Source organism: uncultured Plantibacter sp., assembly GCF_963518075.1.
GTDB lineage: Bacteria > Actinomycetota > Actinomycetes > Actinomycetales > Microbacteriaceae > Plantibacter > Plantibacter flavus_A.
Window position 1 is genome coordinate 226,864 of record NZ_CAUQHZ010000003.1, and the last position, 20,324, is coordinate 247,187.

The following is a 20,324-nucleotide window of genomic DNA, read 5'->3' on the forward strand; positions in this document are numbered from 1 at the left end:
ACTGTTAACCTTGGTTCGGCATCATCGGCGGAGCGGGCGTCTGCCTGCCCACCGCCAGGTCACGGAAGGACGGCACCCAGAGCCATGCGCGAGGTATTCCAGCAGTCACTGCGAGAGGTCCAGGATCGCCTGGTCGAGATCGCCGAACTCGTCACGATCTCCATCGAGAAGGCGACGCAGTCCTTCGGCAACTCGGACGTCGCGGTCGCCGAGGAGGTCATCGCCAACGACAACCGCATCGACCAGCTCGCGATCGAACTCGACGAGCTCGCCATCGACATCCTCGCCCGTCAGCAGCCGGTCGCGCGCGACCTGCGCATCGTCGTGAGCGCGCTTCGGATCAGCGCGTCGCTCGAGCGCATGGGCGACATGGCCGAGCACATCGCCCAGCTGTCGCGGTACCGCTTCCCCGACAAGGCGGTGCCGAAGGGCCTGCGGACCACCTTCGCCGAGATGGGTCGACTCGACGTCTCGATCGCCCGCAAACTGACCGAACTGCTGCGCACCCAGGACCCGCGCATCGCCGACGAGATCCGCAACGACGACGACGACGTCGACGAGCTGCACGCCAGCGTCTTCGAGAAGGTCCTCGGCGACACCTGGAAGGGTGAGCCCGTCGCGACCGTCGACGCCACCCTCGCTTCCCGGTACCACGAGCGCTTCGCCGACCACGCCGTATCCATCGCCAAGAAGGTCCAGTACCTCGCGACCGGCGACTGGATCCCCGAGGCGACCACGCCGGTGCACCACTGACCAGCTGATCCCGGACACCCCGACGAGCGGTGTCGACCCGAGACCGGGTCGGCACCGCTCGTCCGTTCGTGCGGGACTAGCTCATCCGACGACGGGTGATCGCGCCGCCTGCCAGGAGCAGGAGGCCGAGGACCGTGGCGAGGCCGGCGAGCGGCAGGAGCTGGCCCGCAGCGCTGCCGGTGTCGGCGAGCGTCGGCTCAGCTGAACGTGCGGCCGAGGCCGTGGTGTCCGAGCCGGTCGAGGACGCCGCCGTCCCGGTGGTGATCACCGTGGCGGGGACCGTCGGCACGACGGGGGTCACCGGGGTGGTGGGGTCCGTCGGGTCGGTCGGGTCCGTGGGGTCCGTAGGGTCGGTCGGGTCCACCGGAGTGGTGGGATCGATCGTCCCGGGACCTGCGGTCTCGCTGTCCCCGATCACGGAGATCGCGTTGCCGCCGATCGTGATCGGCAGCTCCAGGCCGAGGTCGATCTGGTTCCCACCGCCGAGGCTGTCGTCACCACCGGTGGTCGACGTGCCTCCACCGGACGATACCGGAGCGGAGGCCGAGGTGCCCGTCGACTCGGAGTCGCCGATCACGCTGACGGCGTTGCCCACCACGGAGATCGGGAGCCCGATGTCGCCGAGGACCTGGTTGCCACCGGCGACACTGTCGTCACCGGTCGTGGTCGACGGCGCCGCCGGAACAGCCGCACCACCCGACGTGGCAGGCTCACCCGCCTGCTCACTGCTCGAATCACCGAACAGCGAGATGGCGTTCCCACCGACCGTGACCGGAACGGTCACCACCGGAGACACCTGGTTCCCACCGGCGACACTGTCGTCACCGGACGTGGTGGCCTCGTCGGTGACCGGCGAGGCGGACTCCCCAGCCGCCGGTCCGGACGTCGAACCCGACTGCTCGGCATCGCCGATGATCGAGATCGCGTTGTCCTCGACCGTCACCGGGATGGAGACGGGCAGCTGGACCTGGTTCCCGCCCGCGACACTGTCGTCACCACTGGTGGTGGCGGCCGGGGCCGGCTCCGGCGCGGGCTCGGGTACCGGTGCGGGCTCCGGTGCTGGTGCGGGCTCCGGTGCGGGTTCCGGCTCAGGCGCCGGTGCCGCCTCCGGTGCGGACGTCGCCGACGAATCACCGACGACGCTCACCGCGGTGTCGACGATCTCGACGGGGGCCTCGAGGACCACGTCGACGAGGGTTCCGCCGAGGATGCTGTCGTCCCCGGACGTGTCGGCGTTGGCCGCCGTAGCGCCGAGGAACGTGAGTCCCGCGACGAACAGGCCACAGTAGAGGCCTTTCTTGACATACGAATTCATGATTCCTGCTCCTTGCAGAGTGACTGATGTGCTCCCGTGGTCGGGAGGCTTCGGACCGTTGAACCGCCCAGTGGGCGGGCCTCCGCCGCGAACGGCAGAGTGGTCCGGGTCAGTCAGGAGAGGTATCGGAGGGGAACGTGGGTGAAGCCGGGAGGTCTTCGTCTCGCGCGGGTCCGCGACGGTCGTCGCCGGGCGCAGGGAGGATGACGGAGCTCGATTGTTCGGCTGCTGCGGGACCGCCGACGGCACCACCGGAGCCGGAGGACCCGGAGCCACTCGGCGTGACGGCCCAGCGGCCGTCGGCGTCCGGCAGCAGCGGAAGGTCCGCAGGGGTGGCGGGGAGGCTGGACGATCCGACGGCAGCGGGCACGGCCGTGGTGAACGACGTGTCTTCGCGATCCTGGCCGCCCGACACGATCGTCGAGTCGTCCTGCTGGACGGACGGCGGTCCGAGGATGGTGGTCGGGAGGATCGCGCCGACGGCGGTCGAGTCGGTGGCCGACACGTCCTCTGCCGGGCCCTGCGGAAGCGCTGGGACGTCCGGATCGATGATCGGCGTGCTGGGGACCGGGACCGCGGCGACGACATCGGCGACGCCGGTCAGCGTCTGGTCGACCGTTTGCACGACCGGATCGACGATCGCGGCGACGGGTGCTGTGCCGACGGTCTCCTCGACGACGTCGTTCACGACCGGTACCGCTGCGACGGTCTCGTCGACGACGTCGACCACCGGTTCGAGCACGGTGGTGTCGACGACGTCGACGACCTCGACGACAGCACTGACGGGGTGTTCGAGCGAGCCGACGACCTCGGTCACCGCGCCCAAGAGCGACGGATCGGTGGCACCGTCGTCGGCATGCGCGGAGGACGGCGACCCGAAGAGGGCTATCGCCGTGAACGCCGCGGCGGCGAAGCCACCGAGCGCCAGGGCGCGCCACAGGGGGAAACGGGTGCCGTCGGTCGACTGCTCCATGCGTATCCCCCCAATCGGGTTACAGTGCAGTCACTGTACGCCCAACCCCGAGGCGGTTCAACCCCTTTTTTTCGACATGGAAAACCCCGGTCAGGAGGATGTTCGGCGACGATGTCGCCAAGCCGTGCTCCCGACCGGGGCGGTGGTTTGGTGGGGTTTCCGCTACTTCTTCCCCTGCGCCGCGACGGCGGCGGCGCCTGCTGCCGCGGCCTCGGGATCGAGGTAGCGAGCCGGGGCGACCGGACGGAAGTCCGCGTCGAGCTCGTAGACGAGCGGGATACCGGTGGGGATGTTCAGCTCGGCGATCTCGTCGTCCGAGATGTCGTCGAGGTGCTTCACGAGGGCGCGGAGCGAGTTGCCGTGCGCCGTCACGAGGACGGTCTTGCCGGCAGCCAGGTCGACCGTGATGTCGGACTCCCAGTAGGGCAGCATCCGGTCGATGACGTCCTTCAGGCACTCGGTGCGGGGCAGTTCGCCGTCGATCCCGACATACCGGGGGTCGTCGGCCTGCGACCACTCGTCGTCATCGGCGATCGGCGGCGGCGGCACGTCGAAGGAACGACGCCAGGTCTGGAACTGCTCCGGACCGTACTCGGCGAGCGTCTGCGCCTTGTCCTTGCCCTGCAGCGCTCCGTAGTGACGCTCGTTGAGGCGCCAGCTGCGCTTGACCGGGATCCACATGCGGTCGGCGGTCTCGAGGGCGAGGTTCGCCGTCTGGATCGCGCGGGAGAGGACCGAGGTGTACAGCACGTCCGGGGTGATGCCGGAGTCGGCGAGCAGCTCGCCCGCACGCTTGGCCTCGGTGACGCCGAGTTCGCTGAGTCGGACGTCGACCCAACCGGTGAACAGGTTCTTCTGATTCCAGTCGCTGTTGCCGTGGCGCAGCAGGACGAGGGTGTAAGTCTCAGGCATGTCCCCAGCATACCGACGGCGCATGACCGCGAGGTGGACGATGACCCCGCTCCGTGAGGGAGAATGGGTCCATGCCCGTCGGATCGATCACCCGCGGGACGACCGGTACGAACCGGCTTCGGCGGGTGGACCGCTGGGTCGCGGCCCACCCCTCGCTCAGACGGACGACGAACCCGCTGGTGGTGGACCTCGGCTACGGCGCGAGCGGCGTCACGGCGTTCGAACTGCACGACCGACTGCTCGCCGTACGACCCGACGTACGGGTCATCGGGTTCGAGATCGAACCGGGGCGCGTCCGCACCGCCGACGCGCAGCTGCAGCAGGTGCGTACAGGCACGACCCGGTTCACGCCGACGGCTGCGGTCTCCTTCGCACGCGGAGGGTTCGAGGTGCCGACCGGCGACGACCGCCCCGCGGTGATCCGGGCGTTCAACGTACTCCGGCAGTACGACGAAGCCGAGGTCGCGGGGGCCTGGCGTCTCATGGCGTCGCGGCTGCAGCCCGGCGGTGTGCTGGTCGAAGGGACGTGCGACGAGATCGGACGGGTGTCCAGCTGGATCGCGGTCGACGACCAGGGGCGTGCTGAGTCGTTCTCCATCAGTCTGCGGCTCGCCGACCTCGAGCTGCCGTCCATCGTGGCCGAACGACTGCCGAAGGCGCTGATCCACCACAACGTACCGGGCGAACGGGTCCATGCGCTCATGACGGACCTCGACCGCGCCTGGCGGATGCACGCACCCCTGGCGGTCTACAGCCCGGTCCAGCGCTGGTTGGCGACCGTCGGGACGCTTCGGGACAGCGGGTGGCCGGTGCTGGCCGGCCGCAGCCGCTGGCGCCTCGGCGAGCTGACACTGCCGTGGTCGGCTGTCGCCCCGAATCCCTCCCCGACGGACTGAGTGTCGGGGAACGCAGCCGTTAGAGCGAGGGCAGCGCCGCCTGCGCCTCCGGCGTCGGCAGCCCCGTCGCCGTGAGCAGATCGACGAGGTACGGCCGGAGTACGAGCACGAGCGCCTGCTCGGAGACCGAGGCGTCGGGGAGCACCGCGACCGGCTCGAGGTGCTTCGCGATCTCGAGCAGCGATTGCCTCGCGACCGGCTGCTGGGCGATGTCGCCGATCGACTGCGACAGGATGCCGAGCGCGACGGAGGTGCGCGCGAGCAGGTCGGCGAGCTCGGGACGGCTCGTGGCGTCGCGCGACACGTAGTCGATGCGCCGGGCGATCACCCGGAGGTTGCGGGTCGCGAGGTCCATGCCGTCGAGCATGGTCCGCTGCCGTTCCAGGTCGAACACCGCCTTGCGGAGGAACGGCGAGATGCGCGCGATGGCGAGTCCTGAGTCGAGGGTTCCGCGCCACGCGTCCAGGGCCGGCTGGGTGGCCCTCGCCCGTGCGAGCGCGCGGTCCGCCTCCTCGAGGTCGCCGAGACGGAGGGCGGCGACGAGCGAGGCGAGGGTCCGGACGTGTTCGTCGATGAGCCGCTGGCCGTCACGGCGAGCACTCCGGCGCGGGTCGCGCGGGATGAGCGCGGTCGCGAGCAGGGCGAAGACCCCGCCGATCAGTCCGTCGAGGGTGCGCACGAACGGGCCGCCGTCAGGCACGGGCAGGAGCATGACGAGGACGGACTGCACCGCCGCCGCGATCGCGAACGACGCCGCCGGCGACAGGAACCGGGCGACGAGCAATGTGAGCACGAGCGCGACCGCGAGTTGCCACGTCCCCTGACCGAAGCCGAGGAGCAGGATCTCGGCCAGCGCGATCCCGACGCTCATCCCGACGGCCGTCTCGAGGACCCGGATCGGGCGGGCGTCGCGAACGAACCCGAGACTCGAGATCGTCACGGTCAAGGCGAGGAGTGGCACGGCGTGCCCGAGCACGTAGTGGGAGAACGCGTACGCACCGATCGCCGTGGCGCTGACCTGCAGCACCGCCGGCACGGATCCGACGAGACGATGCCAGGCGTCGCCGAGTGCGATGCGGCGACGAACCGCGGCGGTCCATCGGTCGATCCGTACGCCCGGGTCCGAGGCGCCGTCGCTCCCCACCGGGGTCAGCGCCGGACGGCGCCGAGTCGCGGCAGCCGCGGCACGTTCGCCGTGGCCCCGGCATCCGCCGGCACGACGATCTCCTGCGACGCCGCGACGTCGATGCCGTCGGCCTCCACCGTCAGCACGGCCGCCGGATCCGCGGAGCGCTTGACGATCGCCAACGCCACCGGGCCCAACTCGTGGTGGATTGCGCTCGAGGTGATGCGTCCGACGGGTTTCCGGGTCGCGTCGTCACCATCGCCGACGAGCACCACGTTCGAACCGGCCGGTGGCAGCACCGCGTCGGAGCCGTCGAGGAGGAGCATGACGAGGCGACGCGGCGGGTGCCCGAGGTTGTGCACCTTGGCGACCGTCTCCTGACCGCGATAGCAGCCCTTGTTCAAGTGGACGGCCGAGCGCAGCCAGTCGAGCTCGTGCGGGATGCTCCGCTCGTCGACCTCGGACTGCAACCGCGGGCGCCACGCGGCGATGCGCAGGGCTTCTGCGGCCAACGAACCCGCGGCAGAGAACGCCCCCGCACGGATCTGCTGCACGAGCGACTCGAGCTGCTCGCGCGCGACGATCGTCTCGGTCCATGTCCACGCTGCACCCGGGTGCTCACCCGTCGCGTACTGATGCCCGCCGACCGCGACATCGGACCACGGATCGTGCCAGACGAGCGGCATGCCGTTCGGCTCCGCGGCCGCGACCGCGAGACCCGCCGCCGCGCCGATCACGGCGTACTGCTCGGTCACGATGGCCACCTCGACGCGCAGCATGAACCGCATCCGGTCGAGCCAGGCGTGGAGGGGCGCAGCATCGTCGGCCTCGGTGACGAGCCACGTGGTCGTCCCGTCGTCGAGCAGCTTGACCGCGTGCTCGATCCGGCCGCTCTGGTCGAGGAAGAGGGTCTCCGTGGAGATGCCGGCGGACAGCGAGCGCAGCTCCTGGCTCGTGATGGAGTTGAGCCAGCTCAGCCGATCAGGGCCGGTGACCGTCACGATGCCACGGTTCGACAGGTCGACGATCGCCTTCCCGCTGGCGATGAGGCGCTGCTCGATGTTCGGGCTGCCGTAATGGGAGGGGACGCCGTGGTCGACGGCGTCCGCCTGTTCGACGGCACCCGGCAGCGTGAGGAAGGGCGAGCCCGGAATCGCTTCCGGCGTGACCGCTCCGGTGGGATCGGTCACGTCAGTCGGCTTTGGCCAGGCGCGCCGAGGCGTGCGTCCGGAGGTCCTGCCCGAGGGCGGCGATGTCCCAGGCCCAGAGCAGGTGGTTCTCGACGAGGCCGTACAGGCGGGTCGCGGCGGCGTACTCCTTGGCTCCAGCGGTCCGGACGACGGCGTCGGTCGCGAGGTCGATTCGCGGGCCGTCGATCTGACCGAGGTAGAGCTCGCTCACACCGTTCGGGTGGACGATCGAGACCTGCAGGGGGAAGGCGCCGGTCGACGTACGCAGGGTCTCGACCGACTGCGCCGTGCCGAACGGGCGGGGGCCCTGCCCTGGGAGCATCCCCGGCCCGGGATCGCCTTCGATCAACGGGCGCTCGAGGCGCCAGTAACCCGTCTCGGTGACGAGCGGTTCGGGCACACCGGACTCGTCGACCGGGTGCGCCTCAGGCGCGACGTCCGCAGCGGTGTCGTCCGACAGGGCGTCCTCGTCCGTGGACGAGGCCCCCTCGGCGTCACGCGGGGGCTGCTCAGGCAGGAGCCAGGTGTAGGAGTTGTAGTTCAGGTACGGCAGGCCGTCGTGGCTGAAGCTCACGCGCTGACCGAACTCGCGGGTCACGGTCTCGTCGCCGACCCGGTAGTCGATGACGCCGGTGCCCTCCCAGACGCCGATGAGCCACGACAGCGGGACCAGTTCGCTCGGCAGGCCGCTCGGGATCTCGATCATCGAGGGACCCGGACTAGCGCTGACCGCGGTACAGGTTCTTCAGCACGACCACCGCGGTGAACGCGATGGCGAGGCTGGCGAGGACGAGCAAGCCGATGAAGAAGATTTCGAGAGCGAGCAGCATGGGAGAAAGTCTACCCCGAGGCCAGGGCGATGAGGCCATACACGGCACCGCCGATGGCGAGGATGAGGACGGCGCCGGTGACGCTCGTCGACATCCGATCGACGAATCCCACCTTCTGCCGCGTCAACAGCTGTGCCGAGAACGCGGCCAGCGTGCAGAGGCCGAGCGTGGCCGACAGCCCGAAGAAGGTCTCCCCCGGGCTCCAGAGCAGGCCGGACACGACGACACCGACGAGCGCGAGCGCCCAGATGGAGACGACGCTGATCCAGCGCAGCCGGGGGGAGAGAGTGGTTTCGCTCACGGACCCATTGTCACAGAGCGGACGCCATCGGACCACCAGCCGGCACCCGGTGCGACGTGGGGTACGGTCGTTCGCCTAATATGGTTCCAAACTCAGTCGGGAGGATGCGCGTGGCGCAAATTTTGGTCTTGACCTCCATGGTCGGCACCGAGGTCCTCCCATCCCTCGGGCTCCTGAGCCACCGCACCCGGCAGATCCCCGCCGACCCCGCACAACTCGTGAACGCTCCGAGTTCGGATCTCGTCCTCGTCGACGCCCGCCAGGATCTCGCGAGCGCCAAGTCGCTCTGCAAGATCCTCGGTGCGTCCGGGCTGTCGGTCCCGCTCCTCCTCATCCTGACCGAGGGCGGCCTCACGGCCGTCAGCGCCGACTGGGGCGTGAACGACGTCATCCTCGAATCCGCCGGGCCGGCCGAGGTCGACGCGCGGATCCGGCTCGCGATCGGCCGCGCCTCGCAGGAGCACTCGGCGAGCAAGATCCAGGCGTCCGGCGTCGTCATCGACGAGGCCAGCTACTCCGCCAAGGTCCACGGCAAGCCGCTCGACCTCACCTTCAAGGAGTTCGAACTGCTCCGCTTCTTCGCGACCCACCCCTCCCGGGTGTTCACGCGCGAGCAGTTGCTGAGCGAGGTGTGGGGCTACGACTACTTCGGTGGCACGCGAACCGTCGACGTCCACGTCCGCCGGTTGCGCGCCAAGCTCGGCGACCTCGAGCAGCTCATCGGCACCGTGCGCAACGTCGGCTACCGCTTCAACGTTTACGAGGACGATCATGCCCCGGCTGACACTGTCGGTTCGTAACGTCGACGACGCCCGCACCCGGGATGCGCTCGAGCGCGTCGTGCGCACGGCGTCGCTCGTCGACGGCCAGCCGCCGTTCAGCGATCAGTCGCTCATCGACGCCGCGTCCGGCGCCCGGACGCTGATCCTCGCCGTCGAACCACAGGACCCGCCGGTCGACCCCGACGACTTCGCCGTCGTGGGTGCGGCCATCCTCGGACATGGCGAGCTGGAGTTCGTCGTCGAGCCCGAGTGGCGGGGCCACGGCTACGGTCGCGCCGCACTGCGCGGCGTCCTCGCCAACTGTCCCCCGCAGGTGCGCATCTGGGCACATGGCGACCACCCCGCCTCCCGGGTGCTCGCGCAGGAGTTCGGCTTCTCGCCGATCAGGACGCTGCTGCAGCTCCGCCTGACCAAGACGCCCACGAGCCGTGCGCGACCGGCCACCGCCGGGCACGCTGATGTCACGGTCGGCACGTTCCGGCCGGGAGCCGACGAGGAGGAGTGGCTCGAGGTCAACGCGCTCGCCTTCGCCGACCACCCCGAGCAGGGACGCATGACCCTCGACGATCTCCGCGCCCGGGAGGCCGAGTCCTGGTTCGACGCCGACGACTTCCTGCTCGCACGAGGCTCCGACGGCGACCTCCTCGGGTTCATCTGGTTGAAGGTCGAGGACACGGTCGGCGAGGTGTACGCGGTCGGCGTGCACCCGGCGGCCAGTGGCCGAGGGCTCGGGCGGCTCCTGATGGAGGCCGGCCTGGCCCGCCTGCGGGATCGACGGGTGGAGGCGGTCACGCTGTACGTCGAAGCCGACAACCTCCCTGCGGTGTCGCTGTACCGATCGCTCGGATTCACCGACCACACCATCGACGTGCAGTACGCGAGAACCGACGCCTGATCCCCTCCACAGCGGTGTGGCGCTGCGGCATTTACACAGTGTTCACCGCAGTCGTCGCGACCACCCCCGCCACGGTGTCATGATGAAGGCATGCCAGCAGACCCAACCGTGCTCGATGTCGGCCTCGATGGGGACGAAGAGGACTTCGACCCCGCCTTCGAGCGGAACGATCCCGCGCTGCCCGAACACCGCTACCTCGACCGCGAACTCAGCTGGCTCGCCTTCAACCAGCGTGTGCTCGAGCTCGCCGAAGACCCCGCGCTACCCGTCCTCGAACGCGCCAACTTCCTCGCGATCTTCGCCTCGAACCTCGACGAGTTCTTCATGGTGCGGGTCGCCGGCCTGAAGCGCCGCATCCTCACGGGCCTGGCGGTCCCGACGAACGTCGGCAACGCGCCGGCCGACGTCCTGTCCGAGATCTCGCAGCAAGCGCACGTCCTGCAGGAACGGCACGCCCGCGCCTGGCACGACCTCGTCCGCCCCGACCTCGCCGAACGCGGTGTCACGGTCGTCACCTGGGATTCACTCGACGCAGCCGACCGCGAATACCTCAGCGAATACTTCAGCAACCAGGTCTTCCCGGTGCTCATGCCGCTCGCGGTGGACCCGGCCCACCCGTTCCCCTACATCTCCGGCCTCTCGTTGAACCTCGCGGTCCGAGTGCGGAACACCCGGACCGGGCGCGAGGAGTTCGCCCGGCTCAAGGTCCCGCAGATGATGCCGCGCTTCGTCCGCGTCGGTCCGGCGGAGCGCCGTTCCGCGTCGCTGGACACCGCCCCCAGCGTGCGCTACATCGCCCTCGAGGAGGTCATCGCCAACCACCTCGGCCACCTCTTCCCCGGCATGGAGATCGTCGACCACCACGTCTTCCGCGTCACGCGCAACGAGGACATGGTGATCGAGGAGGACGAGACCGAGAACCTCATCCAGGCACTCGAGAAGGAGCTGCTGCGCCGCCGGTTCGGGCCGCCCATCCGGCTCGAGATCACCGACGACATGGACGACGTCACCCTCGGACTCCTCGTCCGCGAACTCGACATCACCGAGCAGGAGGTCTACCGCCTGCCATCGCCGCTCGACCTCGGCGGCCTCTTCAGCCTCGCCGGCATCGACCGTCCGGACCTCCAGTACCCGAAGCGGGTACCGACCACGGCGCTGCAGTTCCAGCCCGACGAACCGAACGGCAAGCCCGACCTCTTCCGGTCGATCGCCCGTGAGGACGTCCTGGTCCACCACCCGTACGAGTCCTTCGCCACGAGCGTGCAGGCGTTCATCGAGCAGGCCGCCGCCGACCCGCACGTGCTCGCGATCAAGCAGACCCTGTACCGGACCTCGGGCGACAGCCCCATCGTCGAAGCACTCATCGACGCGGCGGAGGCCGGCAAGCAGGTCCTCGCGCTGGTCGAGATCAAGGCCCGGTTCGACGAGCAGAACAACATCTCCTGGGCCAGGAAGCTCGAGAAGGCCGGCGTCCACGTCGTCTACGGCCTCGTCGGACTGAAGACGCACTGCAAGCTCGCGCTCGTCGTCCGACAGGAGCGCGGGGTCCTGCGCCACTACAGCCACATCGGCACGGGCAACTACAACCCGAAGACGAGCCGCATCTACGAGGACCTCGGTCTCTTCACGGCCGACGACCAGGTCGGTAAGGACCTCACCCGCCTCTTCAACGAGCTGTCCGGCTACGCGATCGAGAAGAAGTTCAAGCGCCTCCTCGTCGCGCCGCGCCACCTGCGCAAGGGCCTCCTCAAGCACATCGAGCAGGAGCGCACGAACGCCGAGGAGGGCAAGCCGTCCGGGATCCGCATCAAGGTCAACTCGATGGTGGACGAGGCGATCATCGACGCGCTCTACCGAGCCAGCCAGGCGGGGGTCCCGGTCGACCTGTGGGTCCGCGGGATCTGCGCGCTGAAGCCCGGCCAGCCGGGGATGAGCGAGACGATCCGCGTGCGCTCCATCCTCGGGCGCTACCTCGAACACTCGCGCATCTTCTCGTTCCACAACGACGGCGACCCGCACGTGTTCATCGGCAGTGCCGACATGATGCACCGCAACCTCGACCGCCGCGTCGAGGCGCTCGTCAGGCTCACCGACCCCAAGCACCTCGAGGCGACCGCCGCGATGTTCGAGCAGGCACTCGACGAGCAGACGTCGTCGTGGTGGCTCGACGCCGACGGCGTCTGGACGCGCCACGCGGTCGACGCTGACGGACGACCGCTCACGGATCTGCAAGACTCCCTCATGCTCGAGACCGCGGCCCGCCGCCGGCCGAGGAACCGTCGCTGACGACTCCGCAGCGCGACCCACCCGAGCACCACGACACGACGAGGCAGTGACTATGACGACGACGGCAATCTACGCAGCCGGTGCCGTGTGCTGGCGCCTCATCGACGGCAAGGTCCACCTCCTCGTCATCCACCGGACGGTGTACGGCGACGTCACGATCCCCAAGGGCAAGGTCGATCCCGGGGAGACGCTCGCGCAGACGGCCGTGCGGGAGATCAAAGAGGAGACCGGCCTGAGCGTCCACCTCGGTGTGCCGCTCGGCGTCTCCACGTACCCCCTGTCGAGCGGTCGCGAGAAGATCGTCCACTACTGGTCCGCGGAGGTCACCGACCAGGCCGTCCGCGAGAGCACGTTCATCCCGAACGGCGAGGTCGCAGCCCTGGAGTGGGTCACCGTCAAACGGGCACGGAGCTACCTCAGCTACGAGCGCGACGTGGAGATCCTCGACGCCTTCGCCGCGCTGGTCGACGAAGGTGTCACCGCGACCTTCGCCCTCATCGCGATGCGCCACGGGAAGGCCACGTCGCCCTCGGAATGGTCCGGCGAGGACGCGACCAGGCCACTGGCGCCGCGCGGGGTCAAGCAGGCCGCGGGGAACGTCCCGACCCTGCTGGCCTTCGGCCCCCGCAAGATCGTGACGAGCACGGCCGTGCGCTGCGTCAGCACCGTCAGCCCGATCGCCGCGGCCGCGGGCATCGAGCCCAAACGCTCCGACCTCATCAGCCAGGACGCCTACGAGCGGGGCGAATCCGACGTCCGCCGGGTCGTCGGTCGCCGTGTCCGGGCGCTCAAGACGGCCATCCTCTGCAGCCACGGGCCGGTCCTCCCCGAGATCCTGCACGAGATCGCGCTCGCCACCGGGTCCACCCGAGGCTCCTACCTCGGGAGCGCCGCCGCACTCGAGACCGGGGCGTTCTCCATCGTGCACCTCTCCCGGACGAATCCGAGCTCCGGCATCATCGCGATCGAGACGCACGAACCCCGCGTCTGACCCATCCGATCGCCCCCCCCTGAACAGGGGCCGTTCGTGGTGCATTCGCGGCGTCGCCACGTCGGACGCCATGAATCCGTCGATATCCGTTCACCCGTTGTTTACCATCACGGGGGATGCTCGTCATGCCGCATGGTTAGCGTCACTGACGAGCCAGCACCGGCTCGCACCCACACCAATGAATGGACATCCCTGTGAAGTTCTCACGTTTCGGCCGCGTCGCGGTCGTAGCAGCAGTCGCAGCCGTCGCACTGACCTCCTGTGCGGCCAACGAAGGCGGCGCCACAGCCACGAGCGCAGCCGCCAGCGACCTCAAGGGCAGCCTGGCCGGTAGCGGCGCATCGTCGCAGGGCAGCGCCCAGGAAGCCTGGGTCGCCGCCTTCCAGACGGCCAACCCGGACGTCACCATCAACTACTCCCCCGACGGCTCCGGCGCCGGCCGCAAGGCGTTCATCGCCGGCGGTGTGCAGTTCGCCGGTTCCGACTCGGCGCTGTCCGACGAGGAGCTCACGAGCACCTTCGCCGCATGCGCAGCGGACACCAAGGCGATCGACCTCCCGGTCTACATCTCCCCCATCGCAGTCATCTTCAACATCGAGGGTGTCGACGAGCTCAACCTCGACGCCTCGACCATCGCGAAGATCTTCGCGGGTCAGATCACCAGCTGGGACGACCCGGCGATCGTCGCTCTGAACCCCGACGCGAAGCTCCCCTCCACGGCCATCACCGCCGTCCACCGTTCGGACGACTCGGGTACGACGAAGAACTTCGCCGACTACCTGGGCAAGAACGCGCCCGACGTCTGGACCGCTGAGCCGGCCGACACCTTCCCGTTCCAGTCGGGTGAGGGCGCCAAGGGCACCTCCGGTGTCGTCGACACCGTCAAGGGCGGCACCGGCACCATCGGCTACGCCGACGCGTCGAAGGCCGGCGACCTCGGTGTCGCGAAGATCAAGGTCGGCGAGGAGTTCGTCGAGTACAGCGCCGAGGGTGCTGCCGCCGTCGTCGAGGGCTCGCCGCTCGTCGAAGGCCGCGAGGCGAACGACATCGCCATCAAGCTCGACCGCGAGACCACGGACTCGACCCACTACCCGATCGTGCTCGTGAGCTACCTCATCGCCTGCCAGGAGTACGCCGACCCGAAGGTCGCCGACCTCGTCAAGGCGTACGCCGGCTACATCGCCAGCGACGCCGGCCAGGAAGAGGCTGCGAAGTCGGCCGGTGCTGCGCCGCTCTCCGCAGACCTCGCCAAGAAGGTCCAGGACGCGATCGCGACCATCAAGTAGTCCAACGGTCGAGCGTGCCGGGCCCTGCCCGGCACGCTCGACCTGCGTCACCAGCACTCGCAACACCCGCAGTAACCGCTCCCCGAGTCCGTCGAGGGGCACCACCATCGCATCGAGAGAACGGGAACCCATGGCTGTCGAGGCCCTAGCTGCGAGACCCAAAGCCAAGCAACGAGTCGGCGACCGCGTCTTCTCGACGCTCTCCCTCGTCTCCGGATCACTCATCCTCGTCATCCTGGCGGCGGTCGCGATCTTCCTCATCGTCCAGGCGTTCCCGGCCCTCACGGCCGACTCCTCGTCGTTCACCGGTGCTCCGACGAGCTTCTGGGCCTACGTCGGCCCCTTCGTCTTCGGAACCATCTGGGCGGCCATCCTCGCCCTCGCGATCGCCGTGCCGCTCTCGCTCGGGATCGCGCTCTTCATCACCCACTACGCGCCGCGACGACTCGCGGTCGCCCTCGGCTACGTCATCGACCTCCTGGCCGCCGTGCCGTCGGTCGTCTACGGCCTCTGGGGCGCGCTCGTGCTCGCGCCGTTCGTCCAGCCCTTCTTCGCCTGGCTGTCCGAGAACCTCGGATGGATCCCGCTCTTCGGTGGCACGGTGTCCGGCACCGGTCGTACGATCCTCACCGTCGCCCTCGTGCTCGCGGTCATGATCATCCCGATCATCACGGCCATCTCCCGGGAGATCTTCCTCCAGACCCCGAAGCTCCACGAGGAGGCCGCACTCGCGCTCGGCGCGACGCGCTGGGAGATGATCCAGATGGCGGTCCTGCCGTTCGGCCGTCCCGGCATCGTGTCCGCCTCGATGCTGGGCCTCGGACGAGCGCTCGGCGAGACGATGGCTGTGGCCCTCGTGCTCTCCCCCGCCGCCGTCTACTCGTTCTTCCTGCTCACCTCGAGCAACCCGAACACCATCGCGGCGAACATCGCCCTGAACTTCCCCGAGTCCTTCGGCATCGACGTGAACAAGCTCATCGCCACCGGCCTGATCCTGTTCATCATCACCTTCGTGGTGAACTTCATCGCCAGACTCATCGTCAACCGTCGTAAAGAATTCTCGGGAGCGAACTGATGACCGCCACGACCGACCGCCGTCAGGCGTCCATCGCCACGCCGTTCTCCAACTCGCTCACCGCGGGCAAGCTGCCGAAGTTCGCTCCGCTCACCATCCTCGCGGGCAGCCTCATCGTCAGCGGAGTCATCTTCCTGCTGCTGCAGCAGTCGACCGCCGACAAGAGCTACAACGTCCCCGGGGCCGTCGTGCTCGGCGCCGCGCTCTACGCGGTCACCGTCTACGTCGCGTCACTCATGGTCGAAGGTCGCCGGAAGGCCAAGGACCGCCTGCTCACCACCCTGGTGACCGCGGCCTTCGTCGTCGCCCTCCTGCCGCTCGTCTCGGTCGCCATCACGGTGATCTCGGCCGGCGCCGCCCGGTTCGACCTCAACTACTTCTCGCTGTCGATGCGGAACGTCGTCGGTGAGGGCGGTGGCGCGCTGCACGCCATCACCGGCACGCTGCTCATCACGCTGGCCACGTCGATCATCTCCATCCCGATCGGCATCCTGACCGCCATCTACCTCGTCGAGTACGGCCGTGGACGGCTGGCGCAGGGCATCACCTTCCTGGTCGACGTCATGACCGGCATCCCGTCGATCGTCGCCGGCCTGTTCGCGTTCGCCCTCCTCGCGATCTTCTTCGGCCCGGGCGTCCGGCTCGGCATCGGAGGCGCCATCGCGCTGTCGCTGCTCATGATCCCCGTCGTCGTGCGGTCGAGCGAGGAGATGCTGAAGCTCGTTCCGAACGAACTGCGCGAGGCCTCCTACGCGCTCGGTGTGCCGAAGTGGCTGACCATCCTCAAGATCGTCCTCCCGACCTCGATCGCCGGCATCATCACCGGTGTGACGCTCGCCGTCGCCCGCGTCATCGGTGAGACCGCGCCCCTCCTGATCATCGCCGGCTTCACCCAGAGCATGAACTACAACCTCTTCGACGGCCCGATGATGACCCTCCCGGTCTTCGTGTACACCCAGTACGCGAACCAGGGCACCGACGGGGCCTCCTACGTGGACCGCGCCTGGACCGGCGCGCTCGTCCTCATCCTCATCGTCATGGCGCTGAACCTCATCGCCCGACTCATCGCCAAGATCTTCGCCCCCAAGTTCGGCCGCTAGGCCGCGAGCAAAGGAACCCCGTGTCCAAGAGCATCGAAGTCAACGACCTCAACGTCTTCTACGGCAGCTTCATGGCCGTCGAGGGCGTCTCCCTCCAGATCCAGCCCCGCACGGTCACCGCGTTCATCGGCCCCTCCGGCTGTGGGAAGTCGACCTTCCTCCGCACCCTGAACCGCATGCACGAGGTCATCCCCGGCGCACGCGTCGAGGGCGAGGTCCTCATCGACGGCAACAACCTCTACGGCCCGGGCGTCGACCCGGTCCTCGTCCGTCGCCAGGTCGGCATGGTCTTCCAGCGCCCGAACCCGTTCCCGACGATGAGCATCAAGGAGAACGTCCTCGCGGGCGTCAAGCTCAACAACCGGAAGATGTCGAAGTCCGACCAGGACGCGCTCGTCGAGCGTTCGCTCCAGGGCGCCAACCTCTGGAACGAGGTGAAGGACCGCCTCGACAAGCCGGGCTCCGGCCTCTCCGGTGGTCAGCAGCAGCGTCTCTGCATCGCCCGCGCCATCGCAGTCTCCCCCGACGTCGTCCTGATGGACGAGCCCTGCTCGGCCCTCGACCCGATCTCCACGCTCGCCATCGAAGACCTCATCGAGGAGCTCAAGCAGGAGTACACGATCGTGATCGTGACGCACAACATGCAGCAGGCGAGCCGCGTCAGCGACAAGACCGCGTTCTTCAACATCGCGGGCACCGGCAAGCCGGGCAAGCTCATCGAGTACGACGACACCACGACGATGTTCTCGAAGCCGTCCGTCCAGGCGACCGAGGACTACGTCTCGGGTCGCTTCGGTTGATCTGACGCCGGCACCACGACAGCCCCGCCCGGGATTCCCGGGCGGGGCTGTCGTCGTCCGCAGCACGTCCGCGAGTCTGTCGAGGTGAAGCCTGCCGACAGGCTCTCGCGGACCGGAGGGAACGGACTACGCCGTCTCGATGACCATGATCGGATCGGTGGTGGGCTGCTTGGAGCCACCCTGCGGCTCGACCGTCACGCCGACCTTGTCGCCCGCACTCATGGCGCCGTCGAGGACACGCCAGGTGGTGCCGTTCGCTGCCGAGAAGGTGCCGGCCGAGACCGGGCCTCCCTCGCCGATGTACCAGAGTTCGTAGACCTTGTCCGACGGCAGGGACCCGAGTCCGTCGACGAGCAGGGCGGACTTGCCGAGCTCACCCGACCAGACGAGGGTCGCCGTCGCATCGTCCATCGACACCTTCGCGCGCTGGACGTCGGACGCCGCGTTGATCTCCGCGAGCGCGACCGTCTGCGTGAGGGATCCACCACCGAAGGTGTTCGCGAGTCCGACACCGCCGAAGATGAGGCCGACCGCTGCTGCGGCGCCGACCACCATGCCGACGACGCTGCGACGCCACCGTGAGGCGGCCTTGCGTTCCGCCGCACCGACCACCGGGGTGGTCGCTGCTGCAGCGGGCGGCGTGGTCGTCGGTGTCGAGACCGGCGTCTCGTCGACCTCCGGGACCGCGGTCGGAAGCGCCTGCACCTCTGCGACAGGAGCATCGACGGGGGCGTCAGCGGACAGCTGCGGCAGGTTCTGGATCGCGGCCATGAGCGAGTTCTTGAGCGCTGCCGACGGCTGCACGGGAGGTGCTGCGAGGTCGAGCATGGCGACGGTCTCCTCGAATTCCGCCGCTTCCTCGCGGACGGACTCGTGTTCGGCTCGCAGGCGGTCGAACCGCTCCTGCTCGCGCGGGGTCAGGGTGTGCAGCGCGTTTCCGGCTGCCAGGTCTGTTGCATCGTCTCGCTCGGTCATGTACGCACCCCCAACTCGTCTCGAAGTCTGATCATTCCGTCTCGCAACCTGGTCTTCACCGTGCCGATCGGCACGCCGAGCAGGTTCGAGATCTCGCTGTGACTGTAGCCGCCGTAGTAGGCGAGCGAAACAGCCTCGCGTTGCAGCTCGCTCAAGCGGACGAAGGCCCGCTTGACGCGCTCGTGCTCGATCCGGATCTCGACCGTCTCCTGCACGTTGTCGACACGCTCGTCGAAGTCGCGGATGCCGATCTTGAGGTCGCGGTCGCGTCCGGCCTGTGAGGCGCGCACGCGGTCGATCGCACGACGGTGGGCCATGGTGAGCACCCAGGTCGTCGCCGTGCCCTTGCCCGCCTCGAACTTCTGGGCGTTCTGCCAGACCTCCAGGAACACCTCCTGGGTGACCTCTTCGGACTGCGCGTGGTCGACGAGCACCCGCTTGACGAGTCCGAGGACCCGCGGGGCGATGTGGTCGTACAGCTCGCTGAACGCGACCTGGTCGCCGCCGGCCACTCGGACGAGGAGCGCGTCGAGCACGTTCGCCAATGACACCTGCGGTGCAGCGTCGGCTTCCGGTCCCGTGGTCACAAGTCTTAGCTTCTCACGGACACCGGCCGTTTGCGCGACGCCCACCCGAGGTCGGGTCTGCGTGTACAGTGCGGCGGTCATACACGGAGTTCGGTGCCGACCCGGGATCCGATTGGAGGAATCGACGCTATTCGACACCCCAGTTCCGGTGTCATCACGGAATGGGCGTCAGGAGGGCGAAGACCTCCGGAGAAAGCAAGTGCCAGGCCGCAGAAACGCCTCTCGGCGCAAGGCCGCTCGAAGCGGCGATTTTTGGAGCCCGGGGTTACTGCGGCCCGGCTGAATCAGTGTAGCAAGTGATCGGCGATGGATATTCCCAGGTACCGGGCCTTGACCGGACGGGTCGCATCAGTCCAGGGAGTCGGAGCGCCACAGCCGCGCGCAGCCGGCGAGTTCCTCGGCGATGGTGCCGAACCGCGCGGCTTTCGTGGTGAGTCTCGCGGCGTCTGCGGGGTCGACGGCGTCCCGGTCGTCCGCGAGGGAGGTGCAGCCGACCGCGTTGATCCGACAGAAGGAGGCCGCCCGCTCGAGGGCGATCGCGAAGTCACCGGTGTACAGGCCACGGAGGATCTGGTCGGCGAGGACGATGATCTCCTCAGGCCCGGTCGGTTCGGCCGCGCCGGCGATCACGGGGTCGACGGTGGTGATGAGCTCGGTGCCCCGCTGGAAGCTGAAGCTCGTCCCCACCGGGTCCTGCCGGATGAGCAGGCGCAGTAGGTAGATCCGCCAGAGGGCTCCTGGGAGACTCCGCGGGCTGGCGTGCGACCAGAGCTCCGCGATGGCGTCGATCCCGTGCTCGTCCGTGTACGTCACGAGGCGATCGACCACGGCAGGGTCCGGGTCCGCCCGCACCCGGGTGAGGAGTGCGACGGCCGTCTCGTGCGTGATCCTCGACACGGCCTCCGGGTCGAGACCACCCTGGATCGCTTCGAGCATCGACGGCGGCAGCTTCGTCGGACGATGGAATCCCTCGGTCATGCCTGCTCCTCCCTGCGACGCGCTTCGCGCACCCGACAACGGTACTCGTCCCGGCGGGCGATCCTCCCCCGTCGCCCGGACCCGCGCGTCAACGGGTGCCGTCGAAATCTCGTAGAGTAGAGCGCGTATGGGCCTGTAGCTCAGTTGGCAGAGCATCGGACTTTTAATCCGCGGGTCGTGGGTTCGAGCCCCACCGGGCCCACCACGGACGCGGCACTCGTGCGCGTCACCTCGGGATGCACGGTCGTCGCACGCCCATCGCCAGGTGGATCG

20 protein-coding genes and 1 tRNA gene are annotated in these 20,324 nt (G+C 68.7%); 11 read left to right on the forward strand and 10 right to left on the reverse strand.

All coding sequences use genetic code 11. The annotated features are described in order from the left end of the window. Positions 1 to 84: 84 nt before the first annotated feature. On the forward strand, positions 85 to 753 hold the full coding sequence (phoU, locus tag RWN05_RS06300; protein WP_064296372.1) for a phosphate signaling complex protein PhoU: 669 nt from the start codon (positions 85 to 87) through the stop codon (positions 751 to 753). A gap of 76 nt (positions 754 to 829) precedes the next feature. On the opposite strand, the gene RWN05_RS06305 is transcribed toward phoU, so the two are convergent. The 3 genes from RWN05_RS06305 to RWN05_RS06315 form a co-directional block, all read right to left on the reverse strand. Further along, positions 830 to 2,068, reverse strand: coding sequence for a chaplin family protein (locus RWN05_RS06305; RefSeq protein ID WP_314138981.1), 1,239 nt, complete (start codon positions 2,066 to 2,068; stop codon positions 830 to 832). A 109-nt stretch (positions 2,069 to 2,177) separates the two neighbouring features. After that, on the reverse strand, positions 2,178 to 3,041 hold the full coding sequence (locus RWN05_RS06310; RefSeq protein WP_079001804.1) for a hypothetical protein: 864 nt from the start codon (positions 3,039 to 3,041) through the stop codon (positions 2,178 to 2,180). A gap of 162 nt (positions 3,042 to 3,203) precedes the next feature. Then, complete coding sequence (locus RWN05_RS06315) at positions 3,204 to 3,953, reverse strand: phosphoglyceromutase (protein ID WP_064296735.1); 750 nt, start codon at positions 3,951 to 3,953, stop codon at positions 3,204 to 3,206. A 71-nt stretch (positions 3,954 to 4,024) separates the two neighbouring features. Here RWN05_RS06315 and RWN05_RS06320 point away from each other — a divergent pair, with 71 nt between their 5' ends. Next, entirely contained in the window at positions 4,025 to 4,849 is an 825-nt protein-coding gene (locus RWN05_RS06320; RefSeq protein WP_314138982.1) for a class I SAM-dependent methyltransferase, read from the forward strand. Between the two features lie 19 nt (positions 4,850 to 4,868). Here the strand turns inward: RWN05_RS06320 and RWN05_RS06325 are convergent, their stop codons facing one another. From RWN05_RS06325 to RWN05_RS06340, 4 genes are all read right to left on the reverse strand, one after another. Beyond that, positions 4,869 to 5,993, reverse strand: coding sequence for an FUSC family protein (locus RWN05_RS06325; RefSeq protein ID WP_314138983.1), 1,125 nt, complete (start codon positions 5,991 to 5,993; stop codon positions 4,869 to 4,871). Positions 5,994 to 5,998: 5 nt separating this feature from the next. Beyond that, a complete protein-coding gene (locus RWN05_RS06330) occupies positions 5,999 to 7,165 on the reverse strand; it encodes a glycine cleavage T C-terminal barrel domain-containing protein (RefSeq protein WP_314138984.1) in 1,167 nt (388 codons plus the stop codon). Position 7,166: 1 nt separating this feature from the next. Then, positions 7,167 to 7,871 (reverse strand): FABP family protein, encoded by a 705-nt coding sequence (locus RWN05_RS06335; RefSeq protein WP_071259388.1) that lies wholly within the window; start codon positions 7,869 to 7,871, stop codon positions 7,167 to 7,169. A 134-nt stretch (positions 7,872 to 8,005) separates the two neighbouring features. After that, the gene (locus tag RWN05_RS06340) at positions 8,006 to 8,296 is read right to left on the reverse strand and encodes a hypothetical protein (RefSeq protein WP_064296602.1); all 291 of its coding nucleotides are present in this window, start codon (positions 8,294 to 8,296) and stop codon (positions 8,006 to 8,008) included. Between the two features lie 110 nt (positions 8,297 to 8,406). Between RWN05_RS06340 and RWN05_RS06345 the strand changes: the two genes are divergently transcribed. The 8 genes from RWN05_RS06345 (at position 8,407) to pstB (ending at position 17,511) form a co-directional block, all read left to right on the forward strand. After that, positions 8,407 to 9,096: a response regulator transcription factor gene (locus tag RWN05_RS06345; protein WP_205847579.1), complete on the forward strand. Its 690-nt coding sequence runs from the start codon at positions 8,407 to 8,409 to the stop codon at positions 9,094 to 9,096. Then, a complete protein-coding gene (gene mshD / locus RWN05_RS06350; RefSeq protein WP_079001796.1) occupies positions 9,068 to 9,973 on the forward strand; it encodes a mycothiol synthase in 906 nt (301 codons plus the stop codon). Before RWN05_RS06345 ends, mshD begins: the two co-directional genes overlap by 29 nt. Positions 9,974 to 10,063: 90 nt before the next feature. Next, positions 10,064 to 12,259 carry an RNA degradosome polyphosphate kinase gene (locus RWN05_RS06355; RefSeq protein WP_064296605.1) on the forward strand — a complete coding sequence of 732 codons (2,196 nt, stop codon included), beginning with the start codon at positions 10,064 to 10,066 and terminating at the stop codon, positions 12,257 to 12,259. A 52-nt stretch (positions 12,260 to 12,311) separates the two neighbouring features. Beyond that, entirely contained in the window at positions 12,312 to 13,250 is a 939-nt protein-coding gene (locus RWN05_RS06360; RefSeq protein ID WP_064296606.1) for an NUDIX domain-containing protein, read from the forward strand. Between the two features lie 194 nt (positions 13,251 to 13,444). Beyond that, a complete protein-coding gene (gene pstS, locus RWN05_RS06365; protein ID WP_399542884.1) occupies positions 13,445 to 14,536 on the forward strand; it encodes a phosphate ABC transporter substrate-binding protein PstS in 1,092 nt (363 codons plus the stop codon). Between the two features lie 130 nt (positions 14,537 to 14,666). After that, positions 14,667 to 15,611, forward strand: a complete 945-nt coding sequence (gene pstC, locus RWN05_RS06370; RefSeq protein ID WP_064296608.1) for a phosphate ABC transporter permease subunit PstC — start codon at positions 14,667 to 14,669, stop codon at positions 15,609 to 15,611. After that, entirely contained in the window at positions 15,611 to 16,711 is a 1,101-nt protein-coding gene (pstA, locus tag RWN05_RS06375) for a phosphate ABC transporter permease PstA (RefSeq protein ID WP_314138986.1), read from the forward strand. The genes pstC and pstA overlap by 1 nt, the downstream gene beginning before the upstream one ends. Before the next feature lie 20 nt (positions 16,712 to 16,731). Then, positions 16,732 to 17,511 (forward strand): phosphate ABC transporter ATP-binding protein PstB, encoded by a 780-nt coding sequence (gene pstB / locus RWN05_RS06380; protein ID WP_056007815.1) that lies wholly within the window; start codon positions 16,732 to 16,734, stop codon positions 17,509 to 17,511. Positions 17,512 to 17,637: 126 nt separating this feature from the next. Here the strand turns inward: pstB and RWN05_RS06385 are convergent, their stop codons facing one another. The 3 genes from RWN05_RS06385 to RWN05_RS06395 form a co-directional block, all read right to left on the reverse strand. After that, the gene (locus RWN05_RS06385; protein ID WP_079001790.1) at positions 17,638 to 18,486 is read right to left on the reverse strand and encodes an anti-sigma factor domain-containing protein; all 849 of its coding nucleotides are present in this window, start codon (positions 18,484 to 18,486) and stop codon (positions 17,638 to 17,640) included. Further along, positions 18,483 to 19,073: an ECF RNA polymerase sigma factor SigK gene (gene sigK / locus RWN05_RS06390; protein WP_231884414.1), complete on the reverse strand. Its 591-nt coding sequence runs from the start codon at positions 19,071 to 19,073 to the stop codon at positions 18,483 to 18,485. Before sigK ends, RWN05_RS06385 begins: the two co-directional genes overlap by 4 nt. A 348-nt stretch (positions 19,074 to 19,421) precedes the next feature. Further along, the gene (locus tag RWN05_RS06395; protein WP_079001787.1) at positions 19,422 to 20,051 is read right to left on the reverse strand and encodes a DNA-directed RNA polymerase subunit beta; all 630 of its coding nucleotides are present in this window, start codon (positions 20,049 to 20,051) and stop codon (positions 19,422 to 19,424) included. A 129-nt stretch (positions 20,052 to 20,180) separates the two neighbouring features. On the opposite strand from RWN05_RS06395, the gene RWN05_RS06400 reads away from it, so the two are divergent. Next, positions 20,181 to 20,256, forward strand: a tRNA-Lys gene (locus tag RWN05_RS06400). Positions 20,257 to 20,324: the final 68 nt, after the last annotated feature.